We start from the raw sequence: 23,078 nt of genomic DNA, 5'->3' as shown, positions 1-23,078 counted from the left end.
TTATGATTGTTGTCGTCGCGATAGTGTTGATTATCACGGCCTTCAAAATTGTGCCGCAAGGCTATCAGTGGACCATCGAACGCTTTGGGCGTTACACCCACACGTTAGCACCCGGGTTGAACTTCGTGGTGCCATTTGTCGATCGTGTGGGCAGAAAAATCAACATGATGGAGCGGGTTCTGGATATCCCTTCGCAGGAAGTGATCTCCAAAGATAACGCCAGTGTGACAATTGATGCGGTGTGTTTTGTGCAAGTATTCGATCCAGCCAAAGCCGCGTATGAAGTCAATGATCTGGAAGATGCAATCCGCAACCTGACCATGACCAACATCCGTACCGTGCTGGGCTCGTTAGAGCTGGATGAGATGTTGTCGCAGCGCGATACCATCAATAGCCGTTTGCTGCGTATTATTGATGAAGCAACCAACAGCTGGGGCGTGAAGATCACCCGTATCGAAATTCGTGATGTGCGTCCGCCGCAAGAGCTGATTGCCTCAATGAATGCGCAGATGAAAGCCGAGCGGAACAAGCGTGCCGATATTCTGGAAGCGGAAGGCGTGCGTCAGGCCGAGATTTTACGCGCGGAAGGGGAAAAGCAATCGCAGATCCTTAAAGCTGAAGGTGAGCGGCAAGCGGCATTCTTGCAAGCTGAAGCCCGAGAGCGTGCGGCAGAAGCGGAAGCGCGGGCAACCAAAATGGTTTCGGATGCTATCGCTGACGGTAATGTGCAGGCCATCAACTACTTCGTGGCGCAAAAATACACCGAAGCATTGCAAGCCATTGGGCAGTCACAAAACGGCAAAGTGATCTTGATGCCATTGGAAGCCAGCAGCCTGATTGGCGCTGTCGGTGGCATTGCGGAGCTGCTCAAAACGAACAATCCAAATTCAGACCAAGGGAAGCAGGCATGATGCCGCTATTTTCCGGTTGGGCCGAGTGGCACTGGCTGGTATTCGGCCTACTGCTACTGGCTTGCGAGCTGTTAGGTACGGCTGGTTATCTACTATGGATTGGTGTCGCGGCGCTACTGGTATCGGCAATACTCTGGCTATGGCCGCTGGGATTTGTCGGGCAGTGGATCTTATTCGCCATCTTGGCACTGCTGGCTTCGCTGTTGTGGTGGCGTTGGCAGCACACCCGAGATAGACAAGATCAGGATCACACCTCGCTCAATCAACGGCGTAATACCTTGATTGGCCGACAAGCTACCCTCAGCGAAGCGACAGAAAACGGCGTGGGGCGTTTGAATCTGGGCGACACCACGTGGCGGGTACAAGTTGAGCAGGATTTGCCAGCAGGAACTGCCGTTGAAGTGGTGGACGTGCAAGGCATTACTTTGCTCGTGCGCCCGATAGACATTGGATAAATGAATAGTGAATATATTGCGCCATGCCCACGGGGCGTTTGTTGTGCCTTAGTGAATTTCACTGGCGTAAGCCCCGTGTCATGGCGTGTATAACATGCGTGTTCGGCCCCGACCTGATGTCGGGGCTCTTATTTTAGGGTTCTATGACCGGTTGATTGCGGTCAGTATGTGAGATTTCGGAAGTCGTTTATGGCACTTAAAGCAACAGTCTATAAAGCAAACATCAATATCGCTGATATGGATCGGCATTATTATCAGAGTGCCGATTTGGTGCTGGCACAACATCCTTCCGAAACCGAACAACGCATGATGGTTCGTCTACTGGCATGGGTTCGTCATGCTAATGAACGTTTGGTGTTCACTAAAGGTTTATGCGCCGATGATGAGCCGGAGATTTGGCTCAAAAACTATCATGATGGAATCGACCTGTGGATTGACGTCGGCGTGCCGGATGAAAAGCGGTTGAAAAAAGCCTCGCATCAATCTGAGCAGGTGGTGCTATACGCATACGGTGATCGCGCTGCCAAAGTGTGGTGGGAGCAAAACAGCAATAAAATCCGTCAATATTCTAATGTCCGCGTCTTTTTCATTTCCGATGAGCAAGTCAGCCGTTTAACTCAATTGGTTAACCGCACTATGAACCTGCAAGCCACATTGCAAGATGGCCTAGTTTGGTTGTCGGATGCAGTACATAACGCAGAAATTCAGCCTGAAATTTGGCAGTAATGGAAATCTTGGCGTGATATTAAGTCAGTATCCGGTATGAGGTAAGCACGATAACATCACGCCGTGATGGCGCACCGCCATCAGACCTTGTGCACATTGATTTTTGCTTAAAAGCCCACAGCAGATTGTGGGCTTTTTATTATCCGTAATTTTTCTGACATCTGTTATGCGCTTCTTGCTTGAGGCTTTAACCAACAGGATTAATACTCAAAGAGACTAAAACAACGTTTCTCTGAATAGCGAAAAACGCACAGCAATTATGAAGGTAAGTACTCTTCATATTCGCGATTAGCATGGATGCATAATAACGGATGGCGATTATTTATGGCCGAAGCAAAGGTGACTGCGCCGCAACACCTGTTCAGTGAAGAGCCTACGGCTGGACACTCTTTATTGCGAATTTTGCTGCATCAGCAGATGTTGCTGATTTTTTTCCTTTGCGTAGTGCTGTGCGGATTAATGTTAGCCGTGATCCGCACCACCGTCATAGAACAGCAGCGTAGCATCATGGCTGTCGATGCGCTGCGATTGGAAGACACCTTGCGCCCGTATTTATTACGCTACGATCTGATGGGCGTTGAAACCATTATGCGCCGCGTTTTGGCCGAGGGGCGGTATGCGGTAGTGCAACTGCATCTTGATAACAGCTCTCCCATAATTGTAATGCTGCCTCCGGTCTCAAAAGCGGCAAATACTCGGGAACATCCGATTCCACGCTGGTTATTGAGCTTACCTTTATTTGAACCACTGCTGATACAGCAGAGACTGAGTACAGCAGGGTTACCCGATGGGTACTTGACGTTACAAAGCGCGGCTATCCCGTCATATCACACGTTCTGGCGGTTGAGTCGCCATGTCTTCCCGGTGATTGCGGGGATATTCGTTATCGCTCTGGCGCTGCAAGCTGCGCTTTTACGTCGCCGCCTGCGCCCTTTGGCGGCATTAGAAGCGCGAGCGGAGCAGGTCGCTCATCGCCATTTCTCCGCCGATCCGCTCTCGCTCCCCGCTGAATCGGAACTGCGAGCATTAACCCGTGCTTTTAACTTGATGGAAAGGGAGATTAGCCAAGCGTTTCAAGCGCAAAACGATACCGTGGCAGCATTACACCGCGAAGCCTATCAGGATGTAACCACGGGATTGGCAAATCGGCGTTGGTTTCGCCAGCAGATTGATGTGGCCGCCGCAGAAAATGTGCCGGGAACGCTGTTTTTATTGGAGCTGGCAGTATTGGGGCGCAGCTATCAGTTAACAGATCCCCATGTTGCCGATCAGCTGGCTCGCCGCTTGGCTGGGGCCGTGCGTGATGTATTTTCTGCCTATCCACACGCGCTATTGGCGCGCACCCGCTTAACGGAGTTAGCGCTCTGGTGTCCGGGCTTGGAGTTAGAGATGGAAGCGCAGCCATCGAAAAGTATCGGTCTTAAACTTTTAGCGGTGCTGAAACAGCAAATTATATCGAGCGATTTGGACGCGCAAATCCCCGTTTATCTGGGCGCTGCTATCAGCAACGGACATATCACCGCCAACAGTCTCTTAGCGACGGCAGATATGGCATTGCACCGCGCTCGTAGAGAAATGCCACCATTTTACTTATATACCGGGGATTATCAGCCTGTATTACAAGGTAAGCAGGCATGGCGACCGGCTATTTTAGCCGCATTGGCTGATCCTGCCGCGTTACATGTGGTGTTACAGCCGGTGCTAAGTGCAACAGGCTCGGTGTTACATCAAGAGGCGTTTGTTCGGTTAAAACTCGCTGGGCAATGGGTTAGCGCTGCAGATTGGCTACCGATGGCTGAAGCGCTCGGATTAGGCGCAGCCATCGATTTGGCCGTACTACGCCACATCATCCAGCAACCGTATGAGACGCCGGTGGCGGTAAATATCAGCAATATCAGTTTGCAGAGTGCTGATTTTATCAATGGGATCCAACATCTTGCGGCACAGCAGATACCGCACGGGTTACACGGAGTGATGTTGGAGATTGCTGAGTCAGGAATGCTCGCAATGCCAGTTGCGGCAGCACATTTGATACGCCTCTTAGAAGCTATGGGTTGGCGGTGGGGATTGGATCAAGTCGGACGCAGCAATGCCGGCACAGAATATCTGGCACGTTTTGCGCCTGAATATGTGAAATTGGATTATGGCTATAGCCATACGGCAGAAGAAGCGCCGGTCAGCAAAGTGATTTCGGCATTGTGCCGTTTAGTTCGCCAGCGTTCGGAGTGGGTGATAGCGACACGTATTGAAAATGATGCGCAGCGTCAGTATCTGATGTCGCTGGGGGTAAATGGCTTTCAAGGGTTTGGTGTACAGCCGATGGTGAATGAGGAAAACCATGGGGCATAAATAAAAAACCGCCTCCAGAGGAAGCGGTTTCTTTAATCTACAGACAAATAAGCTGTGTCTTGTTCGCGATTAGGCGCTTTCAATGCCCTGACGGCGCAGGTACTCATCGTAAGTACCGTTGAAGTCAACGATGCCCTCAGCGGTCAGCTCGATAATACGGGTAGCCAGTGAGGATACAAACTGACGGTCGTGGCTGACGAAGAACAGGGTGCCTTTGTAGTTTTCCAGTGCCAGGTTGAGTGACTCGATGGATTCCATATCCATGTGGTTAGTCGGCTCATCCATTACCAGAATGTTCGGCTTTTGCAGCATCAGCTTGGCAAACAGCATCCGGCCTTGCTCACCACCGGAAATCACGCGGACAGATTTCAGGATATCGTTTTGTGAGAACAGCATCCGGCCCAGCATACCACGCACTACTTGCTCATCATCGCCCGGCTTCTTCCACTGATCCAGCCAGTCATACAGGTTCAGATCGCAGTCAAACTCATCGGCATGATCTTGCGCGTAGTAACCGATGTTGGCGTTTTCGGACCACTTGATGATGCCTTGTTTTGGCGCCATGTTGCCTACCAACGTGTGCAGCAGGGTTGATTTACCGATACCGTTCTGACCGATAATCGCCACGCGCTCGCCGACTTCAACCATCAGGTTCAGCTTGGAGAACAGCAGCTCATCGTAACCTTGGGCCAGATTTTCAATTTCCAGCGCGTTACGGAACAGCGGTTTTTCCTGATCGAAACGGATGAACGGGTTCTGACGGCTAGAAGCTTTAACTTCTTCCAGCTTGATCTTGTCCATCTGACGAGCACGAGAGGTGGCTTGTTTCGCCTTAGACGCGTTAGCCGAGAAGCGGCTGACGAACGATTGCAGTTCGGCCAGTTGTGCTTTCTTCTTGGCATTATCGGCCAGCAGACGCTCACGGGCTTGGGTCGCGGCCATCATGTACTCGTCGTAGTTACCTGGGTACAGACGCAGCTCACCGTAGTCCAAATCGGCCATATGGGTGCAGACACTGTTCAGGAAGTGACGGTCGTGCGAAATGATGATCATGGTGCAGTTACGCTGATTCAGCACGTCTTCCAACCAGCGGATGGTGTTAATATCCAAGTTGTTGGTTGGTTCGTCGAGCAGCATGATGTCTGGCTCGGCAAACAGAACCTGTGCCAGCAACACACGCAGTTTCCAGCCCGGAGCAACCGCACTCATCAGACCGAAATGCTGCTCCAATGGAATGCCCACACCCAGCAGCAGTTCACCTGCACGCGCTTCAGCGGAGTAGCCATCCATCTCGGCAAATTGCACTTCCAGATCGGCCACTTTCATGCCGTCTTCTTCGCTCATTTCCGGCAAGCTATAGATGCGGTCACGCTCTTGCTTGATGGTCCACAGCTCTTTGTGGCCCATGATCACCGTATCAATGACGGTGTACTCTTCGTAGGCAAACTGATCCTGACCCAGCTTTGCCATCCGCTCATTAACGTCCAGACTCACGTTACCGGCGGTCTGCTCGAGCTCGCCGCTTAAAATTTTCATGAATGTGGATTTACCGCAACCGTTGGCTCCAATCAGACCGTAACGGTTACCTTCTCCGAATTTAACAGAGATATTTTCAAACAACGGCTTATCGCCGAATTGCATTGTGATATTGGCGGTGGAAAGCAAGGCAGTGTACCTGAAAGAAAAGAATGGAAAATAAATCAGCGCGCAGACTACATCCTGAACGGCTTTTGAGCAACCGAAAGGGCAAAAAATCCTATCAAAATGGTCTCTTTGCACCGTTATCGGTGGGCAAAACAGCATAAAAATGGCTTTAAGCGCCTACTTTAACTGTGCAGATATTACGTCGGCAGAGAAAAATCCCGTACACTAGCGCCTTCTTGATAAAGGACCAAACCATGACAGCAACACGTTATGACTGGGATATCTTTTGCACCGTGGTCGATAACTTCGGTGATATCGGGGTAACCCTGCGTCTGGCCCGCCAGCTGGCCCATGACTATCAGCAGCAGGTGCGGCTGTGGGTGGACGATTTACAGTCTACTGCGCGGATCTGCCCAGGGTTGGATGCAACACTCGCATCCCAAGTGTATGACGGCGTACACATTTGTCGCTGGGATAAGCCGTTTACCGCGCAAGTCACGCCGGCGCATCGGGTGATCGAAGCATTTGCTTGTGAATTGCCGCCAGAGTTTCGGCAGCAAATGAAAGCTTTGTCACCGGCACCGCTGTGGCTGAATCTGGAATACCTGAGTGCGGAAGAGTGGGTGGAAGGCTGTCATCGTCTGCCATCATGGCAGCCTGACGGGCTGACTAAATACTTTTTCTTCCCTGGCTTTACACCGGCAACCGGTGGCTTGCTGCGCGAGCAGGGGCTATTTGCTGCGCGTGACCAGTGGCGTGGCAGTGCTGAAGAGAGTGCATACTGGGCCGAATTGGGTATTCCTGTCGGTCAGCGTCAGCAAGAGATCTGGATCAGTCTGTTTACCTATGAAAATCCAGCGCTCTTTACGCTACTTGAGGCGTGGGAGCAATCGCCAGACCCGATTCGCTTGTGGGTGCCGCAAGGGCGCACGCTTGATTACATCGCGGCGCGTTATAGCCAAGTGCCGCCTAAAGCCGGTGATTGTTGGCAGCGCGGTAATCTGTCATTGCAAGTCTTGCCGTTTACCGACCAGCGCGGCTTTGATCGCTTGCTGTGGAGCTGCGATTTTAACTTCATTCGTGGGGAAGACTCGTTTGTCCGCGCGCAGTGGGCTGCGGTGCCAGTGATTTGGCATATCTACCCACAAGAAGAAGAGGCTCACATGGAAAAGCTGGATGCGTTTTTAGAACGCTATCTGGCGCGCTGGGATGAGGCCAGTGCTGACCTGATGCGCCGCTTTAGCCGTGGCTATAATCAGGGTAAAATCAGCGCCTCAGACTGGAATTCACTGTTCATTCAGCGTGAGTTGTTGAAAAAAAACGCGATTGAATGGGCAGATTTACTCGCTGAGACAGAAGATTTAGCCTGTCAGCTAGTGAATTTCTCCGAAAGCAGTTAGAATACTGCGCTTTTTAAAACTCTTGTTGAACACAGGATATACGAATGAAAGTTGCTCAGGAAATCCGTGCCGGTAACGTAGTAATGATTGGCGGCGAGCCAATGATCGTGCTGAAAACCGAATTTAACAAATCCGGTCGTAACGCAGCAGTATGTAAGATGAAACTGAAAGGTCTGCTGACCGGTGCCGGTACCGAAACCGTTTTCAAAGCAGATGAAAAAATGGAAGACATCATTCTGGATCGTAAAGAGTGCACCTACTCTTACTTTGCTGATCCAATGTATGTATTCATGGACAGCGAATACAACCAGTATGATATCGAGAAAGAAAACCTGGGCGACATGCTGAACTACATGGTAGACGGCATGGAAGACGTATGCCAGGTAACTTTCTTCAACGAGAAAGCGATCAGCGTAGAGCTGCCAACGACTATCGTTCGTGAAGTTGCTTACACCGAGCCATCCGCTCGTGGTGATACTTCTGGTAAAGTGATGAAGCCAGCTACCCTGAAAGGTACTGACTACACTCTGTCTGTTGCTGACTTCGTTCAGATCGGCGACATGATCGAGATCGACACTCGTACCAACGAATTCAAGCGCCGTATCAACAAGTAATGGTGCTGTCGCATACCGCTTGCGGATGCTGACACTGAATAAAAAAGAGAGCCAATCGGCTCTCTTTTTTTGTCTCTGGCATTTGGCCATCAGGCCAGCTTATTTCAGCTCAATGATATCCAGACGCTCGCCCACATTTACCGGCTGATAGTCTTCTTCCTCTTCCAATCCTACCGGTTGCAGTGGAATATCCTGACGGTCAAACGCGATATCACCGCCGTCAATTACTTCACTGCCGGATTTGATGGATTTGAAATCAAACAGCTTACTGTCACACATGTGTGATGGCACGATGTTCTGGGTTGCGCTGAACATGGTTTCAATGCGGCCAGGGTAACGCTTGTCCCAATCGCGCAGCATTTCTTTGATCACCTGACGCTGCAGGTTTGGCTGCGAACCACACAGGTTGCATGGAATGATTGGGAACTCACGAATTTCAGCGAAACGCTCGATATCTTTCTCGCGGCAGTAAGCCAGCGGGCGGATCACCACATGCTTACCATCATCGCTTACCAGTTTCGGTGGCATGCCTTTGAGTTTACCGCCGTAGAACATGTTCAGGAACATGGTCTCCAGAATGTCATCACGGTGGTGGCCAAGCGCAATCTTAGTTGCGCCCAACTCAGTGGCGGTACGGTACAAAATACCGCGGCGTAGACGTGAGCACAGAGAGCAGGTGGTTTTACCTTCTGGGATCTTGTCTTTTACGATGGAATAAGTGTCTTCTTGGACAATCTTATACTCGACACCAATGCTCTCCAGATATGCCGGCAGAATATCTTCCGGGAAACCTGGCTGCTTCTGATCCAAATTCACAGCCACCAGCTCAAAATTCACCGGTGCACTTTGCTGCAGGTTACGCAGGATATCCAGCAGGGTGTAGCTATCCTTACCGCCGGACAGGCACACCATGATGCGATCGCCTTCTTCAATCATGTTGAAGTCAGCAATGGCATTGCCGATTTCACGGCGCAGGCGCTTTTGCAGTTTATTGAAGTTGTACTGTTGTTTCTGGTTCAGTGGCTGAGTCATAGTCATCTATCGTATCGAACTGTATGTAATCGGCGGTGTGGTGGGGGATGTCAAAGACAATCGCTACCGTGCCGTCGGTTATCGGGTCTATCTGGTTGCGCTCAAAACACGCCAATAAAACGCACCAATAAAGCGTGCCGCGTATGGTACGGTTTTCTGCGGCGAATACCAATGCGTTTTCCTGCGCTCTGGTAGAAAACGTGTGGAAAAATCGCCGAATACGCATCTACACTCAGCGTATATCCCGCAGACACCAAGCATGATGGCGAGATGTCGGGCAAGTGACTAGGCATTCGTTATGCCTTCAACTGCGCCTATTGTTGAGCATGCTGTAACGCACGAAGTTGCGTATTATATTCGTCGCCGATAGGCTAAGCATAGCGATAAAGTGACCTGATGAGATGAGCGAACAGCAAAGACAGTAGAAAGACCAAGCAAGACAAGAATCAGAACAAATAATCACAAATAAGGATACGAAACGATGAATCGAATTGTGATGGCGCTACTGGTAGCGCTGGGCTTGGCGGCCGGTGGTTGGCTAGCCGGTTATGGGGTAGAGAAAAGTCGCGCACCAGTACGCACGGTAACCGTGAAAGGATTGGCAGAGCAGGATGTAAAGGCTGATCTGGCGTTATGGCCGATTCGCTTTGTGCGTGCGGGGAATGATTTGGCGCAGGTGCGTGATGAGATCCAGCGCGATGACACGGCCGTGACGGCTTTTTTGCAGAAAAATGGCTTAGCGGATGCAGTATCCTTCCGTGGCATGGATGTGACTGACCGCAATGCACAGCAGTATGGCGATGGCAATGTGCCGTTTCGCTTCATCATTACCCGCACCATCATGCTGCGTACTCAAGATGTCGCCAAAATAGATGAGGCGTACAAGCAAAGTAGCCAGCTGGTGGACAGTGGGGTGATCTTAAGTAACGAAGGCGTGGGATCGGGTAATCCAGTTTATCTGTATAACGGGCTGACCACGTTGAAGCCGGCCATGATTGCGGAAGCGACCAAAAATGCCCGTGAGGCAGCGCAGCAGTTTGCCCATGATTCACAAAGTCGTCTGGGGCGTATTTTGGTAGCCGATCAAGGGGTTTTCCAGATTTTACCTCGTGATAATGCGCCGATGCTGCAAGAAGATCAGCAAATCGACAAAACCATTCGCGTTGTCACGACCATTAAATATCAGTTAGTGGATTAATGCTCACTTCAGTAAAAGCTGAAAGCTACGCGCAAAAAAAAGCCCGCAGTTTCTGCGGGCGATGGTGTCATTCTTTTCCGTGAAAACTGTTCAGGGCAGCCACTCCGTTGGCTTTGGCTGCTTCGATTGCAGCCCATTCAAGTAACTCTTCACGAGTCATGGCTTACTCCTGAAATAACGGTGTACCCAAATCAGGTACGCCACGACTATACCGCAGGAACGTGACAGCAACTAGACAGTGCGTAGAATCTGCAATGAGCCCCGTTATCCCCTTGAAGAACCGCAAACCCGCATCAGAGCAGGGATTGGCGCGGCATGCAGTAGAGCCTGTACGGGTGGCTCTCGTATGCTGTTATGGCTTTTTGCATTCAAAACGGCGCGTGTAATAACAATTGGCACTATCAAGTTGTTGCGTAGCAGTATTGAAATGTTTTGTGCTTTTAGTAGGCTAATGACGATCAGAAAAGGCTGCTTAGCAGCCTTTTTTACAGGCATATATTTTTTAAACACACAACGTGGAGGACATCTATGGTTGATCTTAACCATGCACTTATTAGGGAACGCAGAGCATTAAAATTGTCGTTAGCAGGCACCATCGTGATGTCAGGCTTTGGCATTGGTTATGGTTTGCTGGTTGGCTCCAACGCCATTTTTATGGATGGCTTGTTCTCCTTGCTCAGCATGGGCATGACTGGGTTGGGCTTATTGACCGCTTATCTGGTTTCCCGTCCCGATGATCACCGTTTTCAGTATGGATATGCGCACCTTGAGCCGTTGATCAATGTGGTCAATGGAGGCGTGATCTTACTGACCTGTATTTTTGCATTTGTAAATGCAATCTCTTCTATCCGCCAAGGTGGCCATGTCATCAATCTAGACAGTGCGCTGTTGTATGCACTGGTCTCGACTATATTTTGTTTTGGTGTTTACAGCGTTGAATTGCGTGTCGCACGCTCGGTAAACTCCGAACTGGTACGCGTGGATGCGAAAGAGTGGCTAGTGGATGGCATTTTAAGCTGCACGATTTTGCTGGGTTTTGCGCTGGCTAAAGTGTTAGAAGGCACCAGCTTGGCGTGGGTCAACGTGTATATTGACTCGGTCATGGTTGCCGCATTGGCGCTGGTGGCGATGTTTATCCCGATTAGCGTACTGCGCCGTAATCTCAGTGAAGTATTATTAGTTGCGCCGCGTAGCCCGCTTTCGGCGCATTTGGATGAAACCCTGTCGCGGATCGCCAATCGTCACGGATTTATCGAATATTCCAGCCATCTGGCCAAAATAGGCCGGCGCTACGAGGTGGAAGTGAACATCTTAGTGCCCCGCGATGGCGACTGGGGGATCCACCGTCAGGATCATATCCGCAAAGAGTTGTGGGATGAGCTGGGTGAGGAGCTGGGCAATGACCCTTGGCTGTCACTTTGTTTTACCAGTGAATCACGCTGGTTATAACCGCACGCCAATAAAAAACCGCCGACAGATGTGTCGGCGGTTATCTTTAAGGGATAGCTAAGGGATAGTGATCGTTAAGGCATATACAATTACAGGTATAGCTAAACTTGGCAGTTAACAAACTCGGAGCTAAAAGGCGCTTGAGGCTATTTGGCTAAACTGTCTGTAATTGGGCAAACAAACCCGTCTGGTTTCACCGCCAACAAATCACACGTTAAGCGATCAATCACATGCTCTGCGGTATTACCGATGAACGCGGCTGAAATACCGGTACGGCCAATGGTGCCTAAAATAACTAACTCAGCATCAATCTTGTCGGCAACATCTGGGATCACTTCCTCGGGGAGCCCTTCCACCACATGGGTACATTCGGCGCTGATATGGTATTGCTGGCGCAGTGTCTTCATGCCTAACAAGTGGTGTCCGCGAATTGCGTCGTTGTAGGCTTTCGGATCAAACTCAGGAATATCAATCGAGATATTCACTGGGGTAGACGGGTACGAGTTCACCAAATGCACTTCGCCGGGTTGCAGCGCCACGCTTAAACTTTGCGCTTCGCAAATCAGCTTTTCGTTCAGGCTCTGGTGATACTCTTCATCACTCGAGAGGTTCACCGCTACTAACAGCTTGCTGTATTCACGCCACTCATTGTTTTTCACCATCAGCACTGGGCACGGACACTTACGCAGCAAGTGCCAATCGGTTGGGGTAAAGATCAGCGATTCTAGACCATCATGCTGGTGCGTGGCTTTGATCAGCAGATCGTGCCCGCCTTGAATGACTTCGCGAATAATCGCTTCAAAAGGGCGGTTGTGCCATACCACTTTGATATGAATCGGCACGTTGGTATCGGTGTAATCTTTGAGTAAGTCACGTACCCAATTGATCCGCTGCCCAACCACGCCATCACGCATCGCTTGGCGTTCGTCAGCAGACAGCATCGAAGTCATTTCATAGGAAAAGTCATAAATGGATAAAAAGGCGGTAATTTCCGCGCCTTCTTCTTGCTGGGCGAGGTATAAAGCTCGGCTCAGTGCCGGTTGCGCTTCCTGATTAGGATCGATGGCGACCAGAATGTTGCGGTATTTAATCATAGATACCTCCCACACAGATGTTATCTGTCGCTACAAAACAATAACTAAAGCGTAATGTATAGATACCAGAAGAGACAGCTGGAGGGGGAGATACGGGTCAAGAATTTGATCATCCTTGACCCAGATAGAACAAAGTGTGAGCTTAGGCTTGTTTATTATTACCGGCGAGCACCGATAAAGCATCAATGTCATTGATGGTGATGTACTTACCTTTCACCGCCAGAATGTTGCTCTTCTGGAAGCGGCCCAGCAGACGGCTGATGGTTTCGACAGTCAATCCCAGATAATTGCCGATATCACCACGGGTCATAGTCAGGCGAAATTCGCGTGGTGAGAAGCCGCGCGCCGCAAAACGACGTGACAGGTTATAGATAAACGCCGCCAAACGCTCTTCCGCGTTTTTCTTAGACAGCAGCAGGATCATATCCTGATCGCCTTTGATTTCGCTGCTCATCAGACGCATCATCTGCTGACGCAGTTTAGGCATCTTGCCTGACAGGTCATCGAGGATCTCGAACGGAATTTCGCACACCATCGAGGTTTCCAGCGCCTGAGCAAAGCTTGGATGCGCCATGTTATTGATGGCGTCAAAGCCCACCAGATCGCCGGCCAGATGGAAGGCGGTGATCTGCTCATCACCTTGTTCGGTGATGGTGTAGCTTTTGATCGTGCCGGAGCGGATCGCGTACAGGGATTTAAGCTCATCACCTGCTTTGAACAGCGCCTGACCTTTTTGAATCGGTTTCTTGCGTTCAATAATGTTATCGAGCTGATCCAGTTCGCTTTCATTCAGCGTGAAAGGAATACATAACTGACTGATGCTGCAGTCCTGACAGTGGATGGCACAGCCACCGGATTGAATGCGTCGTATCGTCTTTTTCTCTGGGATCATAACGTATAACACTACCTGACATTGATATGGGTCAATTTTACCATGTTTAAGCGCAGAATTGTTAACTATGTCAACTGCTGAATAGCGATATACGCAGTTTGTGCGCCATATAACAAAAGTAGCACGGCAGATGTGCGTTTAAATAGTATCCCTGAGAGAAAATTTCGCAGCTGAGACGCAGCTTGTCCGACCACTAACATGGCCGGTAAGGTGCCCAGACCAAAGCCCAACATGATGACCGCGCCAGACAGCGCACTGCCGGATGCGGATGCCCACGTGAGAGTGGAGTACACCAATCCGCACGGCAACCAACCCCAGACAAAGCCAAGGGGCAACGCCATAAACGGATTTTTCAGTGGGATCATCGCTTGAGCCAGTGGTTTAACGCGTTTCCACACATGTTGGCCGAGAGCTTCAAAACGCTGTAGCCCAAACCACCATTGTCCCATGTACAGACCAAGCGCAATCATCATCACGGCGGCTAGCAAGCGTAAAACCAGCAATAAGGTTTTGCCGGCGGTGAGATCGGCCAGTGAGGCAAAGAGCCCGCCGAGCAGTAAGCCTGCTAAAGAATAAGCCAAAATACGGCCGACATTGTACAGCAGCAGATAGCCCGTTTTACGCCAGAGCGAGTTTTGATCCGGTAGAGCAAAGGTCAAGGCGGCGGCTACGCCTCCGCACATGCCCAAGCAGTGGCCTGCGCCAGCTAAGCCGACCAATACCGCTCCGGTGGCACTCAAGGTGATCATGCTAATGGCCCCTGATCTGGGTTTTTGCTTTGTGTTTTGCTATCTGGCTTGTTAGCTGCTGCCGGACGCGCAGCGCTAGGCTGCTCATCTTCCTCAAACAAAATTTGCATCCCTTGGCGATTTAAATCTTCAAATTGCTCAGATTTCACCGCCCACAGAAACACCAGTACTGCCACCAGCACGAACAACATGGCAATCGGAACCAGTACATAAATAATGTCCATCTTGCGCTACCTCATTAAACGCAACGAGTTAAGCACCACAATCAGCGAGCTGGCCGACATGCCGATAGCGGCCAAATACGGGGGCAGCATGCCGCTGATCGCCAGGGGTAAAATCACCAAGTTGTAGCCGAGTGACCACGCCAAGTTTTCACGGATAATTCGGCGAGTTCGGCGTGCCAAATGCAGCGCCTGCGGTAAACGATCCAGTTTATCGGACAGCAATACCATGTCAGCAGCGTTTTTTGCCAAGTCGGTTCCACTTCCCATTGCCACCGATAAGTGCGCACCGGCTAAGACTGGCGCATCGTTCACGCCATCGCCGACCATCATCACGATCTCACCTTGTTGCTGACGTTGTTGTAGGTAATCGAGCTTGTCTTGTGGCGATAATCCTTTATGCCAATCGGCCAGCGGCAATTGTGCAGCAATGTAATCGGCGGCGCCGGAGCGATCGCCTGTGAGAAGCGAAAGTTGAATGCCGCGCTGATTTAAGTGGGTGAGGCTAGCCAGAGCATCGTCACGTAATGGGTCTTGTAGCCAGAAGCAGGCTAGCAGCTGTGTTTCGTTTGCCAGATAGACCGGCAAAATTCCCGCCGGCACGTCGCTAGGCTGGCGGTGAGCCTGCTCAGTGGCAGTAACGATTGTGTTGGCCAACGCTGCGCAAGCAAAATCATAGTGTCCGATACGATAAACCGTGCCGTTAATACGGGCGCGGATACCATTACCGGTAACGATTTCTGCTTGTTCGGCGCTGTACGCGAGCGGTGAGCCGGAGTTCACCGAGACATCACTGAGATGCTGAAACACCCGCGCTATCGGATGGGCACTGTGCGCTTCCAGTGCAGCGGCCAGAGCCAGTACGTCGGCACTTGAGCGTTGTGCTGTTAGCACATCAGTACGCACCAGTGACATGCGTCCTTCGGTGATGGTGCCGGTTTTATCCAGTACGATCCGATTGACCTGACATAAGGTCTCTAGCGCATGCCCTTTACGGACTAACAGCCCCATTTGGCTTAGGCGCGAGATGACGCATGTAACGGCTGTCGGCGTAGCTAGGGCTAATGCACACGGGCAGGTAGCCACCAATACGGAAAGCGTCACCCAGAACGCTTTTTCGGGCTCATACAGGTGCCAGCCGAACCATGTCATGGCGGCAATCAGCAGCAAGGCCCACACAAAGTAACGGGCAATCCGATCGGCAATCAGCACAATGGCCGGTTTGGTCTGCAGCGCTTGATCTTGCAGGCGTAAAATGGATGCTAGCAGGCTGTCGGCACCGGTATGGGTGACTTGCGCCGTTAAGCTGCCTTCGCCGTTAACGGTACCTGCGTACACCGGATCGTGTTTTTGTTTAGTGACCGGTAAGTATTCACCGGTCAGCATGGATTCGTTGACGTCACTGATTCCATCGGTAATACAAGAATCGGCCGGGACTCGCTCGCCGGGGCGGATAATAATGCGATCGCCCGGGCGGAGGCTTTTGGCTGCCACTTGTTCGCCGTTTTCCCGTGTGGCGATGCTGGGCACCAATTTAAGCAAATTGCTGGTGGCCTCAGTGGCTAAGCGCCGCACGCGCATCTCCAGAAAACGCCCCAGTAACAAGAAAAAGGCAAACATGCTGATGGATTCAAAGTACACCTCGCCTTGATTGGTGATAGTGGCGTAAGCACTGGCAATGTAGGCACCAATTAAGGCAAAAGAGACCGGAACATCCATATTCAGTGTGCGTGCCTTGAGGCTGCGCCAAGCACTGTAATAGAAGGGCAGGGAAGCGTAGAGGATCACCGGCGTCGACATGATGAGGCTAACCCAGCGAAAATACCAACGCTGGGTCGCATCCAAATCACTGAACATTTCAAGATACAGGGCAACGGCGACCATCATCACCTGCATACTGGCTAAACCGGCGATTCCCAGTTTACGCAGGTAACTGTTCATTTCGCGCCGGTATTGCTGCTCTTGGCTAGCAACTTCAAATGGCGCGGCTTGGTAACCTAAGCGGCGCAGGCGCGCCAGTAATTCGCTGAGGCGCACTTGCGCCGGATCCCAACGCAGCAATGCGCGCTGTGCGGTGGCATTGACCTGAATACTGAGCACGCCATCGCTTTGGCCAAGGTGCTTTTCAATCAGCCATGCGCAGGCTGCACACGTCACGCCATCAAGCGATAGGCTGATTTCATTTCGAGTTTCATTGCCTTGGTTATTTTGGTGCACGAATTCGGCTTGTACTTCAGGCAAGTCGTAGTGTTGCAGATTTTTCAGCTCGTCCGGAACCAACTCGCTTCGTGATGCAGGCGTTGTACGGTACTGGTAATAGGATGTCAGTCCGCTGTCGACAATGGTCTGAGCGACGGCTTGGCAGCCGGGACAGCACATAGCGCGCGGCTCATTGAACAGAATAACCTCATAGCGGCTACCGGGTGGAACCGGCTCCCCGCAGTGATAGCAGGCATGAACAGCATCCATAATATACAACTTCCATTATTAACGGTGCCCGGAGAAGGAAAATAGCGCGCTAGATGGCAATGTGATGGACTCTTGTAGCCGCCAGCGCGAGTCGAACGGCTCGATACTCACTTGCCACTTGCCGGTGATCGCCGATGGCAGATCAAAGCGGTACACCCCATGGTAATCGGCGTTGATCATCAGATTGAAATCATGATCTTGCAAGGTCGGGTGATAGAAATAGATCTTAAGAGCAGGGAAGGCGGGGAGATCACCTTTTTTCAGGGTTAAGCGCGCTTGCTCGCCGACAATCAGCAAATCGCCTTGGATATGCAGTTGTTCAGCCAATTGCAAACGGCTGATATCTTCGTTGATGGCTTTGCCTTTGTTGTAATAATCATCTACCACCAGACTGTCACGGTGGGTAATGGCCAATTTTAGGGTGTAAAAACTGGCTGCAACCGCGGCAAGGGGGAGCAGGATCAGAAACCAAGGCCAGAACTGCTTATACCAGACCTGTTGTGTCATTGTGTTTATCCGTCCCTGTGAGTTTTTCGTCCAAATTGCTTCATGCACATTAACGCACGCAAGTTGGTTCCTGTTGAGACGGTTGCCGGACGTACAGCAGTGCTGCGTCGTCCGGCAATCGTGTTTTCATTGTGTTACGTCTAGCTATGTTTGCGTTTAGCGATGTTTTAGCGGGTAACGGTTAATCAATGCGCGGCTTTTGCCGGTTCATTGGTTGCCATACCGGTTTGTCCGCCGTTATTTTGGCTCAAGCTAAACACATAAGCAGCCAATAGATGGACTTTATCGTCACCCAGAATGGATTGCCATGCTGGCATCTGTCCATTACGGCCATATTTCACCGTTTCTTCGACATTGGCACGGGTTCCGCCGTACAGCCAAATCTGGTCAGTCAGGTTTGGCGCACCGACAGCAGGGTTACCTTTACCATCCGGACCATGACAGGCGGCACACAGAACAAAACGTTTTTTGCCGGCTTCCGCTTCCCGTGGGTCGACCTTACGGCCGGACAAACTTAAGGCGTAGCTGACGACTTCACGAACGCCATCTGGGCCTAAGGTGTCTTTCCACGCTGGCATTGCACCGATACGACCATGCAAAATGGTGGTTTTGATCACTTCCGGCTCACCGCCGTACAGCCAATCATTGTCGGTCAGATTCGGGAAGCCTTTTTGTCCGCGCGCATCTGACCCGTGGCACAGGGCGCAGTTTTGTAAGAATAACGCTTTCCCAACTTTCATGGCGTTCGGATCATTTGCCACTTCGGTCAACGGACGGAAGGTTGTGCCATCAGCCTGATAAGCCAGCTTTTTAAAGGTTTCACCGAAGGTTTTGTCGGCTTGAGCCTTTTCTTGGTCGTATTGCACGTATTGGCCAGAGGCCTTGGCTTTTTCGACCGCGGCATTCGACTCTTGCAACGACAACACGCTCTGGTTAGCGCTGTGCCAGCCGAGCAAGTTACCCCATGCACCTAAGCCTGGATACAGCACCAGATAGCCTAACGCAAACACGATGGTCATCCAGAACATGTAGCGCCACCACTTTGGTAGCGGGTTGTTGATTTCTTTAATGCCGTCGTAGCTGTGGCCCATGTCAGAGCCTTCATCGACGCCCATTTTATCTTTTGTACACCACCACAACAGTACGCCGCAGCCAAAGATCGTGGCCAGCGTGATGATGGTGATCCAAAGTGTCCAGAAAAGACTCATGCTTGCTTACTCCCTGCAGGCGTCTGTGATTCCTGTGGTGGTGTCTGCTCGTCGGCAAAAACCAGATTGGCGGCTTCGTCAAAACGGGCCTTCTGTTTTTTGCTGTAAGCCCAGACGATGATGCCAAGGAAGCTGACAAAGACCACCACAGTGTAGATGCTGTGAATGACTCCGAAATCCATCTGCATACTCCTTATTTCATCGCCAGACCGAGGGACTGCAGATAGGCAATCAGCGCATCCATTTCGGTTTTGCCTTTTACATCCGCGCCGGCAGAGGCAATTTGCGCTTCGGTGTAAGGAACCCCGAAATTATCGCGAAACAGTGCCAGCTTCTTACCGGTGAGCTCACCGGTCAGCACATTTTCTTCCAACCATGGGAAGGCGGGCATGTTGGACTCCGGTACAACGGAACGCGGGTCTAACAGGTGCTCACGGTGCCAAGTATCGGAGTAACGGCCACCAACGCGCGCCAGATCCGGGCCCGTACGCTTAGAGCCCCACAAGAAGGGGTGCTCCCAGACCGATTCACCGGCCACAGAGTAGTGGCCGTAACGCTCGGTTTCGGCGCGCAGCGGACGCACCATCTGGCTATGGCAGGTGTGGCAACCTTCGCGAATATAAATATCGCGCCCTTCCATCTGTAAGGCGGTGTAAGGCTTGAGGTTGGAGACCGGTTGAGTGGTCTCTTTCTGGAACATCAGCGGCACAATCTCTACCAGCCCGCCGAGGCTGATCGCAACCACGATCAGGATCGCTAACAGGCCGATATTTTTTTCCACGATCTCGTGGCGGTTGTTCTGACTGCTCATTGTTATTCTTCCCTGTCAGGCTGGTTCACCGGCAGCTTTGTTCACTGGATCGAGTTCCGTGCTGCTATCCGTAATGGTTTTATAGGTGTTATAGGCCATCACAAACATGCCGGTGATGATGAATAAGCCGCCGACAAACCGGATGAAATAGAACGGATAAGATGCCTGTAACGCTTCCACAAATGAGTAGGTCAGGGTGCCATCGGCATTGACAGCACGCCACATCAGCCCTTGCATGACACCGGAGATCCACATCGACACGATGTACAACACCGTACCAATGGTCGCTAGCCAGAAGTGCACGTTGATAAGACGGGTACTGTACATCTTCTCGCGGTGGAATAAGGCTGGGATCAGGTGATACAGCGAGCCGATAGTGACCAACGCCACCCAGCCCAGCGCACCAGAGTGCACGTGGCCGACTGTCCAATCGGTGTAGTGGGACAGGGCGTTGACGGTTTTGATCGCCATCATCGGGCCTTCGAAGGTCGACATCCCGTAGAAGGAGAGGGATACCACCAAAAAGCGCAGTATCGGATCATCACGCAGCTTATGCCAAGCACCAGACAGGGTCATGATGCCGTTGATCATACCGCCCCAAGAAGGCACGAACAGGATCACGGACATCACCATACCGAGGGTTTGCGTCCAGTCAGGCAGCGCGGTGTAGTGCAAATGGTGCGGACCGGCCCAGATATACAAGGAGATCAGCGCCCAGAAGTGCACGATGGAGAGACGGTATGAATACACCGGACGGCCCGCTTGTTTCGGTACGAAATAGTACATCATGCCGAGGAAACCGGCGGTCAGCAGGAAGCCTACAGCGTTGTGCCCGTACCACCACTGTACCATCGCATCGACTGCACCGGAGTACAGGGAATAGGATTTGGTCAGGGTCAGTGGGATCGCCATACTGTTAACAATGTGCAACACGGCCACGGTGATGATAAAGGCACCGAAGAACCAGTTGGCAACATAGATATGGGAGACTTTACGTTTGGCAATGGTGCCAAAAAAGCAGATAGCATAGGCCACCCACACAATGGCAATCAGGATATCAATCGGCCATTCCAGCTCGGCGTACTCTTTGGACGTGGTAAATCCCATCGGCAGCGAGATCGCTGCGCACAGGATCACTAACTGCCAGCCCCAGAACACAAATTGCGCTAATTTGGGCGCAAACAGAGCGGTTTGCGATGTTCGTTGGACAACATAAAACGATGTTGCCATCAACGCCGAGGTACCAAAGGCGAAGATGACCGCATTGGTATGTAACGGACGTAAGTGGCTATAAGTCAGCCACGGTGTTTCGAAGTTAAGCTGAGGCCAAATAAGTTGCGCAGCAATCAGAACACCTACAGACATGCCCACAATGCCCCAGACCAAGGTCATGATGGCGAATTGGCGCACGACTGTATAGTTGTAAGTTTGCTCAAGCGTATTCATCTGTTGGGTCATGATGACGTGCTTCCGCTGTTGTCACTATCAACTACACTAATGTATCCCTGTGCAGGAACATCTCTGTTTTGCCGCGTCCGGAAGAGAGGCTCTGTCCGGTTTTTTTGCTACTTACTGTAAACGCGGCATTTTCCGTTTCCGATTCTACTTGAGTCATGCATGAAGTGCAGCAAAAAAAGCACACATTTGTTACGGTGAGATAACAAATTTGTGGGTGTCGTAACGGTGTATGAGGTTGTAAGGCACTTATAGTGCTAAGCGCTTATATAGCTTGTGTGATTCAGCTCGTGTGGTTGAGTGGCTAAATAGCGCTGCCACCGCCGGCGCTGCTAGCTAAGTGTGCGGGTTAATCTACTTAGCACACTGAGGTGCGATCAATACGGGTGTTATGACACGCGCTAACTCGCTGGCTTTTATCACTGACAATAGCGATATCAGCGAAATAATTAGCATCAACATCGATAACCAAAGCACCATAAATCAGTACAATAGAGCGAGAGTTGAGAGCGCATCAGTAGCAATCGCATCAGCGCCAATTTAGTTACGTGCGTTATGCGTAATGACGTGAACATTCAGTAATAGCAATAAAGGAGTAAATGTGGCTGCCGAGAAACTCACCCGTGCACGGTTAATCCAGCTGATTGTGGTGTTAATTATCTTTCTGGCGTTAGTGGCGTGGCGGACGTGGTCATTTTATGAAACCCGCGCACAACAACAAACCGATATGACGAACGGCAGTGCTCCATCAGCCAGTACGCTGTGCAATTTAAATCAGCAGATCTGCGCATTGGAAAGTAAAGCTGGCGCTGCGGTAACCTTGGAATTATCGCCGCTGCCGCCACAGGCCGAAAGTGAGTTGCAGTTACGTGTATCTGACTTACCGGCTACGGTAGTACCGCAAGGTACGGTTGAAGGGCGCGATATGTATATGGGCGTGATCCCGCTGGTATTTACTCGCCAAGGCGATGATTGGATTGCCTCTTTCCAAGTGGGCTCTTGCACCAGTGACAAGATGGTATGGCTGGTGAATGTGGTAGCCGCAGGCGAGAGCTATCCGGTGTTATTTGATGTTGCCAAATAGAGAAGTATGCGCGTGATTGCATTACGGTAATACAATCACTCGCACATCTTGAAAGTTAGTGCGTAAAAGGGAATTAAGCAGTGCAATAACACAACGCGAGGCATCAGCAGTTCCTCCGTGATATCCCGTTAGGATCGAGGAAAGATCCAGCAAGGAGTTAGCGATGAGCGATGGAAATAAGGCGATATTGCCGGTTAGCATTCGGGTTAGGGGTTATCATCTGGATGCCTATCAGCATGTGAATAATGCGCGGTATCTGGAGTTTTTGGAGGAAGCGCGTTGGCATTGGTTGGAAACCAGCGGTGATTTAGCTTGGTATATGCAGCGTGGTGTTGGCTTTGTGATTGCGAATATCAATATTAATTATCGCAAGCCGGCGCTGCTCAATCAGCATTTGAGCGTCGATTGTCATCTGGAGCGTCTGGGGGAGCGCAGTGGGGTGTTACAACAACGCATTGTATGTGTCGAAAGTGGCGATCTGATTGCCGATGCGGCGATCACCTTTGTCTGCGTGGATATGAAAACGCAAAAGGTGTTGGCCCTAGAGGGTGATTTACGTGAGCGTTTGGAGCAAGGCTTCGCCCGTGGTTGTGGGGCAACGACCTGATCTATAACTTAAACTAAGCAGTTTAATCGCGCCGGATTTAGTCGCAGAGGCTTAGCAACAGCCAAGCAATAGCCAATAACAGTAATACCAAGAAACAGTAGTTTAGCGGCTGTGTCTGAGCAGGAATGCTATCTGAAGCCGCAGTTTGATGTCGTGATGATTCAAACTGTGGCTTTTAAAACTGTCTTTAAGACCGTACTTTG

Annotated in this window: 22 protein-coding genes; 10 read left to right on the top strand and 12 right to left on the bottom strand. The window is 51.0% G+C overall.

Annotation, left to right across the window (positions count from 1 at the left end):
- Nucleotides 1–2 precede the first annotated feature (2 nt).
- The 4 genes from L975_RS13610 to L975_RS13595 all read left to right on the top strand — a co-directional run bounded on the left by L975_RS13610 (nt 3) and on the right by L975_RS13595 (nt 4,441).
- Nucleotides 3–911 (top strand): SPFH domain-containing protein, encoded by a 909-nt coding sequence (locus L975_RS13610; protein ID WP_369795339.1) that lies wholly within the window; start codon nt 3–5, stop codon nt 909–911.
- Nucleotides 908–1,366: an NfeD family protein gene (locus tag L975_RS13605; RefSeq protein ID WP_010863867.1), complete on the top strand. Its 459-nt coding sequence runs from the start codon at nt 908–910 to the stop codon at nt 1,364–1,366. The genes L975_RS13610 and L975_RS13605 overlap by 4 nt, the downstream gene beginning before the upstream one ends.
- A gap of 189 nt (nt 1,367–1,555) precedes the next feature.
- On the top strand, nt 1,556–2,092 hold the full coding sequence (locus L975_RS13600) for a YaeQ family protein (RefSeq protein ID WP_010863866.1): 537 nt from the start codon (nt 1,556–1,558) through the stop codon (nt 2,090–2,092).
- Nucleotides 2,093–2,416: 324 nt separating this feature from the next.
- A complete protein-coding gene (locus tag L975_RS13595; protein ID WP_039044834.1) occupies nt 2,417–4,441 on the top strand; it encodes an EAL domain-containing protein in 2,025 nt (674 codons plus the stop codon).
- Between the two features lie 69 nt (nt 4,442–4,510).
- Here the strand turns inward: L975_RS13595 and L975_RS13590 are convergent, their stop codons facing one another.
- Nucleotides 4,511–6,106, bottom strand: a complete 1,596-nt coding sequence (locus tag L975_RS13590; RefSeq protein WP_039044833.1) for an ABC-F family ATPase — start codon at nt 6,104–6,106, stop codon at nt 4,511–4,513.
- Between the two features lie 233 nt (nt 6,107–6,339).
- Here L975_RS13590 and earP point away from each other — a divergent pair, with 233 nt between their 5' ends.
- Both earP and efp read left to right on the top strand, forming a co-directional pair.
- Complete coding sequence (gene earP, locus L975_RS13585; protein ID WP_047709034.1) at nt 6,340–7,485, top strand: elongation factor P maturation arginine rhamnosyltransferase EarP; 1,146 nt, start codon at nt 6,340–6,342, stop codon at nt 7,483–7,485.
- A gap of 44 nt (nt 7,486–7,529) precedes the next feature.
- Nucleotides 7,530–8,099: an elongation factor P gene (efp, locus tag L975_RS13580; RefSeq protein WP_010863855.1), complete on the top strand. Its 570-nt coding sequence runs from the start codon at nt 7,530–7,532 to the stop codon at nt 8,097–8,099.
- Nucleotides 8,100–8,198: 99 nt separating this feature from the next.
- On the opposite strand, the gene ttcA is transcribed toward efp, so the two are convergent.
- On the bottom strand, nt 8,199–9,131 hold the full coding sequence (ttcA, locus tag L975_RS13575; protein ID WP_369795338.1) for a tRNA 2-thiocytidine(32) synthetase TtcA: 933 nt from the start codon (nt 9,129–9,131) through the stop codon (nt 8,199–8,201).
- Nucleotides 9,132–9,612: 481 nt separating this feature from the next.
- On the opposite strand from ttcA, the gene L975_RS13570 reads away from it, so the two are divergent.
- Nucleotides 9,613–10,329, top strand: a complete 717-nt coding sequence (locus tag L975_RS13570; protein WP_039044831.1) for an SIMPL domain-containing protein — start codon at nt 9,613–9,615, stop codon at nt 10,327–10,329.
- A gap of 528 nt (nt 10,330–10,857) precedes the next feature.
- Nucleotides 10,858–11,778: a cation diffusion facilitator family transporter gene (locus L975_RS13565; RefSeq protein WP_047709032.1), complete on the top strand. Its 921-nt coding sequence runs from the start codon at nt 10,858–10,860 to the stop codon at nt 11,776–11,778.
- A gap of 146 nt (nt 11,779–11,924) precedes the next feature.
- Here the strand turns inward: L975_RS13565 and uspE are convergent, their stop codons facing one another.
- The 10 genes from uspE to ccoN form a co-directional block, all read right to left on the bottom strand.
- On the bottom strand, nt 11,925–12,872 hold the full coding sequence (gene uspE, locus L975_RS13560; RefSeq protein ID WP_010863851.1) for a universal stress protein UspE: 948 nt from the start codon (nt 12,870–12,872) through the stop codon (nt 11,925–11,927).
- Nucleotides 12,873–13,014: 142 nt separating this feature from the next.
- Complete coding sequence (locus L975_RS13555; RefSeq protein WP_010863850.1) at nt 13,015–13,764, bottom strand: FNR family transcription factor; 750 nt, start codon at nt 13,762–13,764, stop codon at nt 13,015–13,017.
- A 65-nt stretch (nt 13,765–13,829) separates the two neighbouring features.
- Nucleotides 13,830–14,513 (bottom strand): sulfite exporter TauE/SafE family protein, encoded by a 684-nt coding sequence (locus L975_RS13550; RefSeq protein WP_047709031.1) that lies wholly within the window; start codon nt 14,511–14,513, stop codon nt 13,830–13,832.
- Complete coding sequence (gene ccoS, locus L975_RS13545) at nt 14,510–14,737, bottom strand: cbb3-type cytochrome oxidase assembly protein CcoS (protein WP_047709030.1); 228 nt, start codon at nt 14,735–14,737, stop codon at nt 14,510–14,512. Before ccoS ends, L975_RS13550 begins: the two co-directional genes overlap by 4 nt.
- A gap of 6 nt (nt 14,738–14,743) precedes the next feature.
- Nucleotides 14,744–17,203, bottom strand: a complete 2,460-nt coding sequence (locus L975_RS13540; protein WP_047709029.1) for a heavy metal translocating P-type ATPase — start codon at nt 17,201–17,203, stop codon at nt 14,744–14,746.
- An 18-nt stretch (nt 17,204–17,221) separates the two neighbouring features.
- Nucleotides 17,222–17,710, bottom strand: a complete 489-nt coding sequence (locus L975_RS13535) for a FixH family protein (protein WP_052181481.1) — start codon at nt 17,708–17,710, stop codon at nt 17,222–17,224.
- Between the two features lie 185 nt (nt 17,711–17,895).
- Entirely contained in the window at nt 17,896–18,918 is a 1,023-nt protein-coding gene (ccoP, locus tag L975_RS13530; protein WP_052181480.1) for a cytochrome-c oxidase, cbb3-type subunit III, read from the bottom strand.
- Nucleotides 18,915–19,100 carry a CcoQ/FixQ family Cbb3-type cytochrome c oxidase assembly chaperone gene (locus L975_RS13525; protein ID WP_010863844.1) on the bottom strand — a complete coding sequence of 62 codons (186 nt, stop codon included), beginning with the start codon at nt 19,098–19,100 and terminating at the stop codon, nt 18,915–18,917. The genes ccoP and L975_RS13525 overlap by 4 nt, the downstream gene beginning before the upstream one ends.
- A gap of 11 nt (nt 19,101–19,111) precedes the next feature.
- Nucleotides 19,112–19,729, bottom strand: coding sequence for a cytochrome-c oxidase, cbb3-type subunit II (ccoO, locus tag L975_RS13520; RefSeq protein ID WP_010863843.1), 618 nt, complete (start codon nt 19,727–19,729; stop codon nt 19,112–19,114).
- Between the two features lie 15 nt (nt 19,730–19,744).
- Nucleotides 19,745–21,187 carry a cytochrome-c oxidase, cbb3-type subunit I gene (gene ccoN / locus L975_RS13515; protein WP_036769819.1) on the bottom strand — a complete coding sequence of 481 codons (1,443 nt, stop codon included), beginning with the start codon at nt 21,185–21,187 and terminating at the stop codon, nt 19,745–19,747.
- 598 nt (nt 21,188–21,785) lie between these two features.
- Between ccoN and L975_RS13510 the strand changes: the two genes are divergently transcribed.
- Entirely contained in the window at nt 21,786–22,268 is a 483-nt protein-coding gene (locus L975_RS13510; RefSeq protein ID WP_047709028.1) for a hypothetical protein, read from the top strand.
- 187 nt (nt 22,269–22,455) lie between these two features.
- Nucleotides 22,456–22,875, top strand: coding sequence for a thioesterase family protein (locus L975_RS13505; RefSeq protein ID WP_039044953.1), 420 nt, complete (start codon nt 22,456–22,458; stop codon nt 22,873–22,875).
- The last annotated feature ends 203 nt before the right edge of the window (nt 22,876–23,078 follow it).

The sequence above is a fragment of the Plesiomonas sp. ZOR0011 genome, assembly GCF_000800945.1.
Lineage (GTDB): Bacteria > Pseudomonadota > Gammaproteobacteria > Enterobacterales > CAMTGL01 > Plesiomonas > Plesiomonas shigelloides.
This window is presented reverse-complemented; position numbering and strand designations above follow the sequence as displayed.

Coding starts and splice junctions, on each gene's coding strand:
- L975_RS13610 (WP_369795339.1), top strand. CDS start 3: ATGATTGTTGTCGTCGCGATAGTGTTGATTATCACGGCCTTCAAAATT.
- L975_RS13605 (WP_010863867.1), top strand. CDS start 908: ATGATGCCGCTATTTTCCGGTTGGGCCGAGTGGCACTGGCTGGTATTC.
- L975_RS13600 (WP_010863866.1), top strand. CDS start 1,556: ATGGCACTTAAAGCAACAGTCTATAAAGCAAACATCAATATCGCTGAT.
- L975_RS13595 (WP_039044834.1), top strand. CDS start 2,417: ATGGCCGAAGCAAAGGTGACTGCGCCGCAACACCTGTTCAGTGAAGAG.
- earP (WP_047709034.1), top strand. CDS start 6,340: ATGACAGCAACACGTTATGACTGGGATATCTTTTGCACCGTGGTCGAT.
- efp (WP_010863855.1), top strand. CDS start 7,530: ATGAAAGTTGCTCAGGAAATCCGTGCCGGTAACGTAGTAATGATTGGC.
- ttcA (WP_369795338.1), bottom strand. CDS start 9,131: ATGACTCAGCCACTGAACCAGAAACAACAGTACAACTTCAATAAACTG.
- L975_RS13570 (WP_039044831.1), top strand. CDS start 9,613: ATGAATCGAATTGTGATGGCGCTACTGGTAGCGCTGGGCTTGGCGGCC.
- L975_RS13565 (WP_047709032.1), top strand. CDS start 10,858: ATGGTTGATCTTAACCATGCACTTATTAGGGAACGCAGAGCATTAAAA.
- uspE (WP_010863851.1), bottom strand. CDS start 12,872: ATGATTAAATACCGCAACATTCTGGTCGCCATCGATCCTAATCAGGAA.
- L975_RS13555 (WP_010863850.1), bottom strand. CDS start 13,764: ATGATCCCAGAGAAAAAGACGATACGACGCATTCAATCCGGTGGCTGT.
- L975_RS13550 (WP_047709031.1), bottom strand. CDS start 14,513: ATGATCACCTTGAGTGCCACCGGAGCGGTATTGGTCGGCTTAGCTGGC.
- ccoS (WP_047709030.1), bottom strand. CDS start 14,737: ATGGACATTATTTATGTACTGGTTCCGATTGCCATGTTGTTCGTGCTG.
- L975_RS13540 (WP_047709029.1), bottom strand. CDS start 17,203: ATGGATGCTGTTCATGCCTGCTATCACTGCGGGGAGCCGGTTCCACCC.
- L975_RS13535 (WP_052181481.1), bottom strand. CDS start 17,710: ATGACACAACAGGTCTGGTATAAGCAGTTCTGGCCTTGGTTTCTGATC.
- ccoP (WP_052181480.1), bottom strand. CDS start 18,918: ATGAGTCTTTTCTGGACACTTTGGATCACCATCATCACGCTGGCCACG.
- L975_RS13525 (WP_010863844.1), bottom strand. CDS start 19,100: ATGGATTTCGGAGTCATTCACAGCATCTACACTGTGGTGGTCTTTGTC.
- ccoO (WP_010863843.1), bottom strand. CDS start 19,729: ATGAGCAGTCAGAACAACCGCCACGAGATCGTGGAAAAAAATATCGGC.
- ccoN (WP_036769819.1), bottom strand. CDS start 21,187: ATGACCCAACAGATGAATACGCTTGAGCAAACTTACAACTATACAGTC.